This window comes from Proteiniphilum sp., assembly GCF_034331125.1.
Classification (GTDB): Bacteria; Bacteroidota; Bacteroidia; order Bacteroidales; family Dysgonomonadaceae; genus Proteiniphilum; species Proteiniphilum saccharofermentans.
Genome location: NZ_JAXQGC010000054.1, coordinates 1 through 12,604 on the forward strand (window position 1 = coordinate 1; position 12,604 = coordinate 12,604).

Sequence of the window (12,604 nt, forward strand, 5' to 3'; positions counted from 1 at the left end):
GTCGTCTCACCCGCTTGTGATTCACTATAAAACCCAGCGCGAACAGGTAGTCTTGTAAGTTACCAAACGAACGAAGTTCGCATACTCAAATTACACTGCGGGGAGGAGGAATTATCTATTGGATAGCCGCCCTTGTCTACACGCATTGAATCTTTCGGAAACAACCTCGTGGTTTTTTGCCGGTATTACCTTGATGGCGGGTGTAGAGTGTTGAAAAGAATGAAATGATTTTTCTAAATCATTTTTTTCGCTTAAATTTGTTCTTATTTGACAGATTATTAAAAATATAATATGCAGCTTGCACAAGATATCGATAACAATAATTTCATTGACGATGTTGAACAAGAGGAAGTAGATCAGAACGAGACGCTGATGGAAAAGCCTTTTGATCCGACCAAAATCAATATAGAAACCAAAACTCCATCATTAGACACGCTCATAAAACGTATAGAAAGAGGAGAAATAGAGATGGACACAACTACCTATTTCCAAAGACAGGACGATTTATGGGACATCACCAAGCAGAGCAGACTGATAGAATCTATTTTAATCCGGTTTCCACTTCCGGCTTTCTTTTTTGACGCTTCGAACGATGATAACTGGCTCGTGGTGGATGGTTTGCAACGATTGAGCAGTATACGCAATTTTTGTGTAAAGCAAGATCTCAAACTAACCAATCTTGAATTTCTTATCCAACTCAATGGGAAGGGCTGGCAAGGCCTTAGCGGAGACCTGAAGAGAATTATTGAAGAAACACAGGTTGTTATCTATAAAATAATGCCCGGTACGCCTACTGACGTTAAATTCAATATCTTTAAACGTATTAACACGGGCGGATTGGTACTGGAACCTCAAGAAATAAGACATGCTCTATTCCAGGGAAAACCGGCACAGTTTATTGCCGAACTTGCCAGAAATGAAGCATTCCTGAATGCGACCAACCATAAAATAAAAACCCACCGTATGTTGGACCGCGATTTTGCCAACCGATTCCTTGCCTTTTACCTGTTTGGATATGAAAATTACATGCCCGATTTGGATTCTTTTATGAGTAAGGCGATGGCAGGCATTTACAAGATGTCGCAATATGAACTGGATAAGATAACATACGATTTCACTGAAGCGATGATTGCTTCCCGGAAAATATTTAAAGAAGAGGCATTCAGGAAAGTATATTACGATTACAAAAAACTGCCGCCGATAAATAAGGCATTATTTGACGCATTGGCTACACAACTGGCTGTTTTAAGCCAACCGGAGAGAGAAAGCCTCGTAAAGAGAAGATCTGAATTCAAGAATGGACTTTATAATCTGCTGAATGACGATGCTCTCTTCTTTATCTCTGTTACGAGCTCAACAGGTGATAGAAACAGGGTGTATCATCGACATAATGAAATCAAAAAACTTGTACATCAAATCATTGAATCTTAGCCAACATGATAAGATCGTTAGAAATAAAGAATTTTAAATCGATAAAATCGAAGTATTTCCCTCTTCGTAACCTAAACGTGGTGATGGGGATGAACGGACAGGGAAAATCTTCCTTTATACAAGCTTTACTTTTGCTCCGCCAGTCGGACAAGCTGAGTGCCGGGATCTTGAAATTAAACAGTGGCGACAATGGTTTAGTGAATATGGGGACGACCAGGGACGCCCGTTATCAATATAGCAAAGAGGACGAAAATTTGAGTATAGCCCTCCAATTTCAGGGTACAGATCCATATTGTATGGAATTCGACTATGAAATTGGGACTGATATTTTCAAGCAAAAAAACAGGATATCAGAGTATATCATACAACACCAGGAAGAGGCTTTATTTTCCAATAAGTTTCAGTACCTGAACGCACAGAGAATAGAACCCAAAGCGACCAATAGCGGTAGTTACTCAAGTGTGATGGACGCAAATGATTTGGGTAAATATGGCCAATATACGGCTCATTATATTGAATTGCGCGGAAATGAACCTATTGCTTTCAACAATGTGTTACATCCTGATTCAAAGACGATAGATGAATTCACAGGGAACGAAATTATAAATAACAGTTTAATCAACCAGATAAATCTATGGCTGGGTGAGATATCGCCCGGTGTAAATGTAAAAACGACAAAAGTCACCTCCGATCTGATTTTATTGGAGTATGCGTTTACACAACCGAATTTCGGCAATACCAACTATTTTAAACCTGAAAACGTAGGGTTCGGGATTTCCTATGCTTTGCATGTAGTGACAGCGCTACTCAAAGCCCAACCGGGAGATCTTGTAATTATTGAAAATCCTGAAAGCCATATCCATCCAAGAGGTCAGGCAGAGTTGGGGAAATTAATTACTTTGGTTGCCCTAAACGATGTACAGATAATTGTAGAGACGCATAGCGACCATATAGTCAATGGAATCAGGGTTGGCGTGAAAGAAAACCCCGTTTTGAAAGATAAAACTATTCTATTTTATTTTGAGAAAGTAGTGAAAGAGAGCGAACAGTATTCGGAAATTACCAATATAGAAATAGACCACCGTGGAGAATTAAGTGAGTATCCTAAAAATTTATTGGAAGAATGGAGTAACCAACTTTTAAAATTATTGTAGGATGGAGTTGATTTTTAATGAATTGTCTTTTAGACCCCATCTGAGAAATGGGATATTATTGAAGGACAAATTTTTGGAAATGCTCCATATCTTTGGAGAATTAAAAGATAAATTTGGTCTCGAAAGACTACTGATCCCAAAAGAAACTTTTACATACAAAGTATCGGCTGAAACAACTTTTATCCAATGGGTTTCCTCTTTAACGAATACATCTGATAAAAATAAGATCCTCTCCTTTATTAGAACACCTTTCAGTGAAGATATCCTAGAAAATGACGAACAAGCCGAGACCGGCAAGTATTATTACGAAAACCCGGAAGTGGATATCAATCAGGAGTACTGCGTAGGATTAAGCATTTGTCACGCGAAAGATAGAGTAGCTATTAGTTTGCATAGTCACAGGTGTTGGGAACCTTACCTTGTTCCTCTCAAAAAAATACTCGATGAGAATTTCAATACCCGTAATGTTGAAGTATTCAACGTGTGTAATAGTGGAACGAGATTGGCAGAAGATTTATCTCAAAAATTACAGTACTACGGGAAATTGGAACTGATAGAGACAGACATTCCTCCGGAAAATAAGAAAGTAAAATTGAGCGGTGATCATCACGGAAATGATAAACTTAAAGTATTTGCCAGAAAATTACTTCGCAGCAAGTATGTCAAAGAGATTATTAATAATATAGATTTTAGTCCTACAACTGTGAACTTAATAAAAGAGAAGTATGCAGATGGAACTATCGATATAGTGTTGTATTGGGAAGATGCAGGCTATGGAATGAAAATACAAACAACAGGACGTAATTACCAGGAAACAGAAGCAATTGCAGAAATTATTAGAAAAGAATTTGACAAATAATTATTTGCACACTTTTTCCTGACAAATCAATTGAACAAATAAAATATTTATTACCGGTTTTAAATGATATATCTGCTTGTTATTGTCTTGTTGTTTGTAGCGGAACTTATTTAGTCAGTTAATCGACGAACAATTATTGGACGAAGTAGCGGCTAAACGCCGTAAAATCATCATCAATCTGTAAAGCAATAACCTGTCAATATGTAAAAATATCACATGTTTATTTGTAAAGCAAAATCATGTCAGTTTGTAAAGTGAGGATTTTTTTGTATCTTGCCGCCCAAAAAAGGATCTATGAGTTATTATCCGAGAATAATAGAAACAGAAATAGGGCTAAAACTTAAAGCTTCGGGGGCATTATTGATCAAAGGACCGAAATCGTGTGGCAAAACTGAAACAGCAAAACAGTTTGCCAAAAGTATTTTACAGGTAGACAGAGATGAACAGGTTCCTGTAATTATGACGATTAATCCGAAAATTTTATTGTCGGGAGAGACACCTCGATTACTTGATGAATGGCAGGAACAACCCAAATTATGGAATTATGTACGCCATGAAGTAGATGATAGAAAGCAAAAAGGACAATTCATCCTTACGGGTTCGGCAAATCCCGACGAAGATATAAAGTTGCATAGCGGATCGGGGCGTTTTACAATCGTAGAGATGCAAACAATGTCGTGGCAAGAAATGGGTTATTCTTCCGGACTGGTTAGCCTTTCGCAATTATTACAGGGAAATAATATCCCTTTTTTCAATATTGAGCTTCCGCTCGAATTAATCATTGAAAGAATGATTAAAGGGGGTTGGCCCGCCCTGTTAGATATACCTCTGGAAGAGGCAATTTTATTGAATCGTGGCTACGTCGATTTATTGGCCGACATTGACATGAGCAGGGTCTCTAATGTTAAAAGAGACCCTCAGAAAGTTCGTGCATTGCTTCGCTCAATCGCACGTAATGTCTCAACATTAGTTGATAATACAACATTAGGAAAAGATATTAAAGCAGTAGAGGATGCTGATTTATCACGCCCTACAATCATTGATTATTTAGATACGTTGTATAGATTAATGATTTTTGAAGAGCAGCCCGCATTTAATACACATATACGATCGGCAAATTCGCTACGAAAATCTCCAAAACGGCATTTTTGCGATGTTTCACTGGCTATTGCTGCTCTTAAATTGACCAAAGAAGCATTATTAAAAGACCTGAAATATTGCGGATTCTTGTTTGAATCGCTTGTATATCACGACTTAAAGATGTATGCAAAAGCCAATGATGCCGAAGTATCCCATTATCGGGATTCTACCGGATTGGAAATAAATGCAATAGTTCGACAAAATGGTGGTGCCTGGGCTGCTTTTGAAGTAAAACTTGGTATTGGAATGCATGATGAAGCGGCAAACAATTTATTGAAATTTAATAAGATAATTGACACGACGAAGTTTCCAAAACCCGCTTCCTTAAACATAATCACCGGTACTGGAATGAGTTACACACGTCCAGACGGAGTAAATGTTATTTCGATCTCTTCGCTGGGAAAGTAAAACTCATCCTCATGAAAAATACAGATCCGTATAAATCCGGCCATTAACGGAAGAGGTGGATAACCTCTACACAATCTTCCTCTCCACGGCATATCTTATCAGGGCGGCGGTATTGGGAACCTGTAGTTTGGTCATGATATTCTTACGGTAGCTTTTGACGGTCTCGTAGCCGATATACATTATCTCGGAAATGGTATTCATGGTACTCGGTACTAATCAACGAAACCATGACCGATGAGCACGGTGAATTTGCATTCACAAACCTCCAAAGCGTAAACAAAATGCTGAAGTTCTCCGTTGACGGGTACAAAGAAATCTCGTTTCGCGCTTTGTCGGAACAGAATGTCAAGCTCCGGGGAGATCAGATTATATTTATACGACTTTTTTCAAAAAATCACTCAACCCGCAAACTTCCACATCATTTTTAAATGGATAAGATGCTGATACGGGAGAAACAATATATGTTTTATCCGGTTTTGTGGTTTCTATAGCTCTCCAAAAGCCTTTGGTCACCTGTGGTGCCGATGAGGCTTTACATTCTACCGCTATCGTTCGGGAACCCCTCTCAATAAGCAAGTCTAACTCATCCCCTGTAGCACTGCGATAAAAAGAAAACTTACAATCTCTCAATGAAGAAATGATGTTTTCAATTACAAATCCTTCCCAAGATGATCCGAAAACAGGGTTGCCCATTAGTGAATTGAAATCATCCACTTGTAGCAGCCTATGTAATAACCCACTATCTCTCACAAAAATTTTTGGGGATTTAACCAGACGTTTCTTGATATTCTTTTCAAATGGCGGTAGCGAACGGATAATAAAGGTCTGTTCCATCAGGTCGATATACCGGCGAATAGTTTGATAGGTTACACCTAGCGATTCTCCCAATTTGGACGAATTAAAAAGTTGCCCTTGATTGTGCGCACACATAGTCAGCAGACGACGAAGTTGCAATGCGGGAATTTGAAATCCGAGCTGTGGAATATCCCGTTCTACATATGTTCTAAGGAAATTTTCTCTCCAAAGTACACTTCCTTGTTCAGATGATGCGAGATAGCTATCAGGATATCCTCCACGAAGCCAGAACTTATTCAATTCAAAATCTATGTTTTGCTCAACTTCTTCAATTGTAAAGGGTGTGAGTTCAATAAGCCCGACTCTTCCGGCTAGCGATTCTGACGTTTTCTGTATAAGGTCCTGCGAAGCAGATCCAAGCAAAATGAACCGTCCTGGACGACGGTGACGGTCTATTTCACTTCGTAAGACAGAAAAAAGTTCCGGTACTAACTGAATCTCGTCCAAACAAATTGTTACATCCTGATTAGCCTGGAAGAATAACATAGGCTCTCTCAACTTGTTCAAGTCATCCAGGTTCTGAAGGTCCAAATATAGATAGGCATTCGAATTTTGATAGAGCATCTTCACCAAGGTGGACTTTCCGCATTGCCTTGGGCCTAAAATGACAACCGCAGGAAATACGCTTAGATTCTCTTTTACAAATGTTTCTATTTTTCTGTCGACCAGTTTTTGCATATCATAAATACAATTTCTATTTTGCACAAATGTAGTAAATGTATTTAAAACTACCAAAAGAGACAACCGCTTAGTTCCCAGGGAAAGGGGAAAAAGAAAACTATTGTAACCGGATAAAGAGAATTGAAGTCTTATGATTGTAACAAATAAAAATCAAGCAAGATGGTACAAAGAAATCTCGTTTCGCGCTTTGCCGGAACAGAATGTCAAGCTCCGGGGAGAAGCCAAGGAACCTGAAGAGCTGGCCGTAAAGTAAAAGCAGTTGGCTTTTATGAAAATAGTAGAATGTCGAGGACAGTCTGGCGCGGATATCATTCAAGCCGGCTCATGAAATGAATTATTCGGTCCTTCCAGTATATGCATCAACGCCAGATTTGCTTAATGGTTGAGCGAAGAACTTCTCGGCAGCTTTACTGATTTCGGCAAGCCATGGCTGTCCTCCTCCGGCGGATTGGACCACCCAGAGCTTAAGCTCTTTCTTGTGCCAATTGACGGAACAGTTAGTACCCCAGGCACCACCATGACCAAACCAAGCGTCTTCGCTGTCCTGTTCTGGTGCTGACAAGCCGAGGGAATAGCCGCCCAGACCCTTGGGACGGGTGGAAAGAGCGAGAAGATTCTTCACGGTTTCTTCTTTCAAGATGCGCACGCCATTCTCTCCCAAGCCAAGATTCATCAGCATCTTATAGAACTTCAGCTGGTCATCGGCGGTGGTCCAGAGACCTGCACCGGCAGAAGCAAATACATGGGAGTCATTATAAGGCCGTTGCTGCCATGGCATTTCTTCACGCCACTCAGCTGGAGCATTCTCTTTGTTCTCATAGAGTTCTATCTTGTTCTTAAGCTGTTTGTCGGTAGGCCAGAACCATGTGGACTTCATTCCCAAGGGGTCAAGCACCTCCTGCTTGAGATATACCTCCCACTTCATCCCTGTGACGACCTCAACAATAGCTGCACCAATGTCAATTCCCGTATTGGAATAGAGCTCGCGGGTACCGGGCTCGAACATGATGGGCGATGCGGCGGCGATGGAGGCTGTCTGGCGAAGAGGAGCTCCTCCAGACCATCCGCCACCCCTGACGTCGGAGCGCTTGGCACTAATTTCGAAGGGGAAGCCTCCAGTATGGTTGAGCACCATACGGATGGTAAGGACGTTCTTGGCCTTACGAAGGGTCTTGACACTGTCATTTGCAGCATCCAGCACCCATAATTCCACAAACTCCGGAAGATACTTTGAAACAGGGTCGTCGAGTGAAATACGGCCCTCTTCCACCAGCTTGGCGATTGTCACTCCGCAGAAGCCTTTTGTCTGTGAACATTGCATGAATACATTGTCCATCTTTATTGGGCGCTTTTTTGATACGTCGGCATAGCCTATGCAGCAGGTTTCCTGCACGCCGTCCTTGTAGAATACACTAATGGCACCGGCCAACTGACCACTGTCCACGTAGGGTTGCAGCACTGTTTTTGCATAACTTGTCTTGGAGTCTTTCGGCTCATTCTTGACCGTAGCTGATAAACAGAACACAGCAATCAGCAAAAAAATCGTTTTCTTCATGTTTTTATGATGATAATTGGTTTATTGTGCAGAAGTAATCAATTAAAAGCAAACGCTCATGTTATTTTATAGTATATAATCATTGTTTTGCAAAGATACTGTTTTTCCTAAAACTATTTGCTTCTGCCCATTTTTTCTGATGTAATCAGGGATGGATAAGATGCTGATGGAGCACTGCGATAAAAAGAAAAAAAGGAAAACTATTGTAACCATATAAAGAGAATTGAAGTCTTATGATTGTAACAAATAAAAATCAAGCAAGATTTTAGGTGTTACTTTCATACGATTTATATTTTTATTTGCTCTCACTGTTTTACAAATTAGCTTCGCTCTTTTGTTTCGCGACTCGGCAAAGCTTTTCAGTGTACCGTAGGATTCAGGTTTTACCACATCTTTATTCACATCGAAAGTAATGCCGTAGGTAATCAATTTCCCTTCGGTGATAAGCTTGCTGCGCGTATCGGGCGAAGCAGTGGTAATCTTTATGTTTGAAAAGAAGGGGCGGTTGTCTTCATGGGCGTTGTCCAGGCGCAAACGCGTCAGTTTTGTGTCCGGCGCAAGCATTGTAGGTATGTCCATTATTTTCGCCCCGCCGTGATAAACCCTTACCCTGCGGTTCTGCACCCAAACGATGATATGATTGACCTGTTCGGACACGACACAATTCCTGTCGCTTGTAGCATCCAGACTTCTATACTCTGTACTATAATCATAAGCGTCCATACTCCAGCTATCTCTTCTAAAATGTATTCTCAATCCCATATCACCCGGAAACAGGCCACCATCAAACTCTTTTTCCTTTCCGGGTTTATCACTGTACATCTTCACCATACCGGTAGCATACCAGTTACTCCTGTTTGGATTCTTTTGCTGGGCCTCCTTACTGAAATAGGGTATGTAGTCGAATTCAAGAATAAAATTAGCAGGCAGGTCCAATTTGTTCAGATAGGTAAATTCGCCGTCTCTGGTTGTATTCTGCAGCCACTTGCCGGGTGCAATGCTGAGAGTCTTTACCTCACCGCTGGCATTGGTTGTCCATAATGCGGGAAAATCACCGATGGCGTCCTGCGAGAAATCTTCATAAAAAAGGATCTGGTCGCCGGGAACAAAATCATATTTTGAATAGGCTTCCAGCTTAGGCGCCCCACCCTGTTTGCCACCGGCAGATTTTTCAATCTCACCCGGCTCCATCTCTGTCCATTCCATCGTTTCCACGTCTTTGTCTTTTTCCGACCCTTGATAGGTACCTTTGTCGGTTGCCTTATCCACGGCCTTACCTACCGCTTGTTCCGTTTTTTGTTCAGCTTTTCTTTCTATGGTACGCTTTGCCGAATTTTCCACTTTTTTTCCCACTTTATCGAACCAGCTTTGTGCGTCGGCCTGTGTGGCGGCAAGCAAGAACAGGGTAATGAATAATACTAATTTTTTCATGATGTTTTGCTTTAAATAATCAATAGATAAATGTTCTCATTGAAGAAATAATCACGGCACCCAATATGGCCGAGAGGATCACTGATACAAGCGCTACGGCCAGCAGGCTGACAAGGAAGAAAGGCGTTTTCTTTTCTGCAGGTGTTTTCAGCATGGGCGATAAACCTACATACATCAGGTACAGGCCATACAACCCACCGAGGCCGACCAGAAAGGAGAGAGGGGTATATATCAGAAAAATACCGGCTATGCACATCGGTGTATAGGAATAAGCTACCAACCCGAATGCCTTATCAAAACTTTTCAACGAATCGAATTTATCAGCCAGAAAAGAAATGATCCATGCCGAAAGATAAACGCCACCCACTGTAGAAATAAATGACACCAAGGCCTGACGTATCCCAAAACCAATCGACCCGATATGAATACCTATCACGCTATAACCGATAAGACCGTACCCGATAAAACCGGCGATTGCCGGTATCAATGCCAACGGAATCAAATAGCCGGTCAGTAATTTCACGTGTCCGCTGTTTTCTTCCGATATCAGTTCCCACTCTGCTTTGGGGGTCATTAGAGTGTTTTTCGCTCTCTGAATTGTGTTCATACGATTAATTTATTTTTAATTAAAGTGTATATACCATGCACTTTCCATGATTATTCCATCACGCCGGTTTTATGATAAATAATAGAATTACCGACACAAAAATAAATGGAGTGAAACATTCAATTTCACCCCATTTTTAGGGTTTTTTCGAAAATATTCAAAAAATTCTAATGCATTTAATCGAAAACCGATAGATAAATGGCTATATGGGTTTCTTCCATTTTATCGAGAGATATTAATAAAACCTAACAGAAGAAGGAATTACAATATATGCACTTTTATCGAAGATTGGCGTCGACCCTACTGAAAGTCCGTCAGATTTATAAAAGAGCGTGGACATAAAACAAAGATTAAAGTTGTTCTTGATTCCGATATGATCATTCATAATGTTAAAATCGATGTAGCCTTAAGAATTGAAGTTTATTTTGAATAAATTTGTACTGTGAGTGTAAGGGTTGAAAATATAAACAAAGAGATTATTGAATGGGCTATTATCAGGAATGGTAATAGTTTAGAGGAATTTTATGCCCAAAACCCGGCGGTGGAAAGTTGGACGAAGGGAGAAAAATTTCCGACGGTCAAACAGCTTGAAAGTTTCACTCATAAAGTACACGTGCCTTTTGGATATATGTTTCTGCCCAGTCCCCCGGAAGAAAATATCCCTTTGCCCTTCTTTAGGACAGCTCTAAAAACAAATACAAACAAAGTCAGTTTGAATGTGTATCATACAATTCAAATAATTCAGGATAGACAAGACTGGTTAATAGAATATCTGGAGGAGTTAGATTCTCCTGATTTAGATTTTGTTGGAAAATATGATATCAATGATGATTTCAGGAAAATAGTGAGCGACATACGAAATGTTCTTCAATTAGGTTTGGACTGGGCCGGAAAACACAATAATTGGGAAGAAGCTTTGGCCCATTTAACCAACAAGATTGAAGAGGCTGGAATTATTGTAACCTTTAATGGAATTGTAGGGACAAATACCCGTAGAGTGATTGATGTGAACGAGTGTCGCGGATTCGTTTTAGTGAATAAAAAAGCGCCTTTCCTGTTTATTAATTCTACTGATGCCAAAGCGGCACAGATGTTTACACTAATACATGAATTAGCACATGTTTGGTTGGGAAAGAGCGCCGGTTTTGACAACCAAAACTTATTGCCGGCAAATGATCCTGTCGAAATTTTGTGTGATAAAGTAGCCGCTGAATTTTTAGTACCCGAGGTTTATTTTCTCCAAAAATGGGAAACAATACAGGATATCAAGTCCCTAAGCAGGATTTTTAAGGTAAGTCCTATTGTAATTGGAAGACGAGCATTGGACCTGAAACTTATTAACCTAAAACAATTTTTGGCCTTTTACAATAACTATATGGCCGACTTCAAACAAAAGAAAGAGAGTCAGGGACCGGGTGGAGATTTTTATGCAACTGCAAAAAAACGGGTAAGTGTAAGATTTGCAGCTTTCGTAGATAGTGCCGTGAAAGACAATAAACTCTTATACCGCGATGCATATAAATTGACAAATATGAAAGGGGATACATACAATACATTTGTCACTCAATATTTGTATTAGTGAAAAAGTATTTATTAGATAGTAACGTTTTAATTCAAGCGCATCGAATGTATTATCCATTTGATGTGGTTCCCGGTTTTTGGGACAAATTAATAGATCTGTCGAATAGAGGCTTGATTTGTAGTATTGATAAAGTCAAGAAAGAAATTTGTGATGTTTCGACTCCCGATAAACTGGCTTTATGGTGTGCGAATGATATTGATGCCGGATTCTTTACCGATACCTCTTCTTGTGTGGATACATATGCGAACATAGCTATTTGGGTACATTCTAACCGACATTTTATGCAAAACGCCAAAGATGAATTTTTATCAACTGATCTGGCAGATCCCTGGTTAATAGCATATGCAATACAACACGATTGTATAATCGTGACGCATGAGACCAGTCAACCCCAAAGAAAAAACAAAATTAAAATCCCTGAACCTTGTATTTATTTTGGTATCCGCTATATTTCTCCGATACAAATGTTTCGTGAACTAAGGGAAACTTTTTAAATAGCCCACCAGTATCGTTCTCTTCGGAGATGATGTTAAAGCCAGAACCCTGTTTGAGAAAGGAAAAATATCGGAAGGTCATTATATTGAACTTTTATCGAAGATTGGCGTCAACCCTACTGGAGGATAGAATTCATCACTCTCCAGAAAAGATTAGGATTTAGAGAAAGTGCATCTATGGCATATTGCAGATACAGAAATAACGTATTGGCCAGCAGCAATCTGAAGAATATAGTAGACTATTGTGAAGAAAATAAAATCACCTATTTTACGACAATGGATTTTTTATATCAGGCAATGATCTCGAAGATGATGAGCGAAAGACGGGACTCGAACCCGCGACCCTAACCTTGGCAAGGTTATGCTCTACCAACTGAGCTACTTTCGCAATAATATTCAAAATTTTC

At 39.9% G+C, this 12,604-nt stretch carries 13 protein-coding genes and 1 tRNA gene; 8 read left to right on the forward strand and 6 right to left on the reverse strand.

The genetic code is table 11. The annotated features are described in order from the left end of the window. Positions 1 to 291 precede the first annotated feature (291 nt). The 4 genes from U2P89_RS13135 to U2P89_RS13150 all read left to right on the forward strand — a co-directional run bounded on the left by U2P89_RS13135 (position 292) and on the right by U2P89_RS13150 (position 4,992). On the forward strand, positions 292 to 1,431 hold the full coding sequence (locus U2P89_RS13135; protein WP_091907969.1) for a DUF262 domain-containing protein: 1,140 nt from the start codon (positions 292 to 294) through the stop codon (positions 1,429 to 1,431). Positions 1,432 to 1,436: 5 nt separating this feature from the next. Next, positions 1,437 to 2,585 (forward strand): DUF3696 domain-containing protein, encoded by a 1,149-nt coding sequence (locus tag U2P89_RS13140; RefSeq protein WP_091907971.1) that lies wholly within the window; start codon positions 1,437 to 1,439, stop codon positions 2,583 to 2,585. Position 2,586: 1 nt separating this feature from the next. Continuing rightward, the gene (locus U2P89_RS13145) at positions 2,587 to 3,444 is read left to right on the forward strand and encodes a hypothetical protein (RefSeq protein ID WP_322191610.1); all 858 of its coding nucleotides are present in this window, start codon (positions 2,587 to 2,589) and stop codon (positions 3,442 to 3,444) included. 294 nt (positions 3,445 to 3,738) lie between these two features. Beyond that, positions 3,739 to 4,992 (forward strand): ATP-binding protein, encoded by a 1,254-nt coding sequence (locus U2P89_RS13150; RefSeq protein WP_322191611.1) that lies wholly within the window; start codon positions 3,739 to 3,741, stop codon positions 4,990 to 4,992. 66 nt (positions 4,993 to 5,058) lie between these two features. On the opposite strand, the gene U2P89_RS13155 is transcribed toward U2P89_RS13150, so the two are convergent. Next, complete coding sequence (locus U2P89_RS13155; RefSeq protein ID WP_091907975.1) at positions 5,059 to 5,193, reverse strand: response regulator transcription factor; 135 nt, start codon at positions 5,191 to 5,193, stop codon at positions 5,059 to 5,061. Positions 5,194 to 5,364: 171 nt separating this feature from the next. After that, a complete protein-coding gene (locus U2P89_RS13160; RefSeq protein WP_091907976.1) occupies positions 5,365 to 6,525 on the reverse strand; it encodes an ATP-binding protein in 1,161 nt (386 codons plus the stop codon). A gap of 133 nt (positions 6,526 to 6,658) precedes the next feature. Here U2P89_RS13160 and U2P89_RS13165 point away from each other — a divergent pair, with 133 nt between their 5' ends. Continuing rightward, a complete protein-coding gene (locus U2P89_RS13165) occupies positions 6,659 to 6,781 on the forward strand; it encodes a hypothetical protein (protein ID WP_322191612.1) in 123 nt (40 codons plus the stop codon). Positions 6,782 to 6,862: 81 nt separating this feature from the next. Here the strand turns inward: U2P89_RS13165 and U2P89_RS13170 are convergent, their stop codons facing one another. From U2P89_RS13170 to U2P89_RS13180, 3 genes are all read right to left on the reverse strand, one after another. Next, the gene (locus U2P89_RS13170; protein ID WP_091907977.1) at positions 6,863 to 8,083 is read right to left on the reverse strand and encodes a serine hydrolase domain-containing protein; all 1,221 of its coding nucleotides are present in this window, start codon (positions 8,081 to 8,083) and stop codon (positions 6,863 to 6,865) included. A 231-nt stretch (positions 8,084 to 8,314) separates the two neighbouring features. Then, positions 8,315 to 9,514 carry a hypothetical protein gene (locus U2P89_RS13175; RefSeq protein WP_322191613.1) on the reverse strand — a complete coding sequence of 400 codons (1,200 nt, stop codon included), beginning with the start codon at positions 9,512 to 9,514 and terminating at the stop codon, positions 8,315 to 8,317. A gap of 19 nt (positions 9,515 to 9,533) precedes the next feature. After that, positions 9,534 to 10,121, reverse strand: a complete 588-nt coding sequence (locus tag U2P89_RS13180) for a Yip1 family protein (protein WP_091910298.1) — start codon at positions 10,119 to 10,121, stop codon at positions 9,534 to 9,536. 442 nt (positions 10,122 to 10,563) lie between these two features. On the opposite strand from U2P89_RS13180, the gene U2P89_RS13185 reads away from it, so the two are divergent. The 3 genes from U2P89_RS13185 (at position 10,564) to U2P89_RS13195 (ending at position 12,545) form a co-directional block, all read left to right on the forward strand. Beyond that, on the forward strand, positions 10,564 to 11,700 hold the full coding sequence (locus tag U2P89_RS13185; protein ID WP_091910301.1) for an ImmA/IrrE family metallo-endopeptidase: 1,137 nt from the start codon (positions 10,564 to 10,566) through the stop codon (positions 11,698 to 11,700). Then, positions 11,700 to 12,197 carry a DUF4411 family protein gene (locus tag U2P89_RS13190; RefSeq protein WP_139298121.1) on the forward strand — a complete coding sequence of 166 codons (498 nt, stop codon included), beginning with the start codon at positions 11,700 to 11,702 and terminating at the stop codon, positions 12,195 to 12,197. Before U2P89_RS13185 ends, U2P89_RS13190 begins: the two co-directional genes overlap by 1 nt. Positions 12,198 to 12,374: 177 nt before the next feature. Next, the gene (locus tag U2P89_RS13195; RefSeq protein ID WP_175456890.1) at positions 12,375 to 12,545 is read left to right on the forward strand and encodes a hypothetical protein; all 171 of its coding nucleotides are present in this window, start codon (positions 12,375 to 12,377) and stop codon (positions 12,543 to 12,545) included. On the opposite strand, the gene U2P89_RS13200 is transcribed toward U2P89_RS13195, so the two are convergent. Further along, a tRNA-Gly gene (locus tag U2P89_RS13200) sits at positions 12,513 to 12,585 on the reverse strand. The genes U2P89_RS13195 and U2P89_RS13200 overlap by 33 nt on opposite strands. Between the last annotated feature and the right edge of the window lie 19 nt (positions 12,586 to 12,604).

Bases quoted from the DNA above. Each gene is read 5' to 3' on its own strand.
- U2P89_RS13135 (WP_091907969.1), top strand. From the start codon at position 292: ATGCAGCTTGCACAAGATATCGATAACAATAATTTCATTGACGATGTT.
- U2P89_RS13140 (WP_091907971.1), top strand. From the start codon at position 1,437: ATGATAAGATCGTTAGAAATAAAGAATTTTAAATCGATAAAATCGAAG.
- U2P89_RS13145 (WP_322191610.1), top strand. From the start codon at position 2,587: ATGGAGTTGATTTTTAATGAATTGTCTTTTAGACCCCATCTGAGAAAT.
- U2P89_RS13150 (WP_322191611.1), top strand. From the start codon at position 3,739: ATGAGTTATTATCCGAGAATAATAGAAACAGAAATAGGGCTAAAACTT.
- U2P89_RS13155 (WP_091907975.1), bottom strand. From the start codon at position 5,193: ATGAATACCATTTCCGAGATAATGTATATCGGCTACGAGACCGTCAAA.
- U2P89_RS13160 (WP_091907976.1), bottom strand. From the start codon at position 6,525: ATGCAAAAACTGGTCGACAGAAAAATAGAAACATTTGTAAAAGAGAAT.
- U2P89_RS13165 (WP_322191612.1), top strand. From the start codon at position 6,659: ATGATTGTAACAAATAAAAATCAAGCAAGATGGTACAAAGAAATCTCG.
- U2P89_RS13170 (WP_091907977.1), bottom strand. From the start codon at position 8,083: ATGAAGAAAACGATTTTTTTGCTGATTGCTGTGTTCTGTTTATCAGCT.
- U2P89_RS13175 (WP_322191613.1), bottom strand. From the start codon at position 9,514: ATGAAAAAATTAGTATTATTCATTACCCTGTTCTTGCTTGCCGCCACA.
- U2P89_RS13180 (WP_091910298.1), bottom strand. From the start codon at position 10,121: ATGAACACAATTCAGAGAGCGAAAAACACTCTAATGACCCCCAAAGCA.
- U2P89_RS13195 (WP_175456890.1), top strand. From the start codon at position 12,375: ATGGCATATTGCAGATACAGAAATAACGTATTGGCCAGCAGCAATCTG.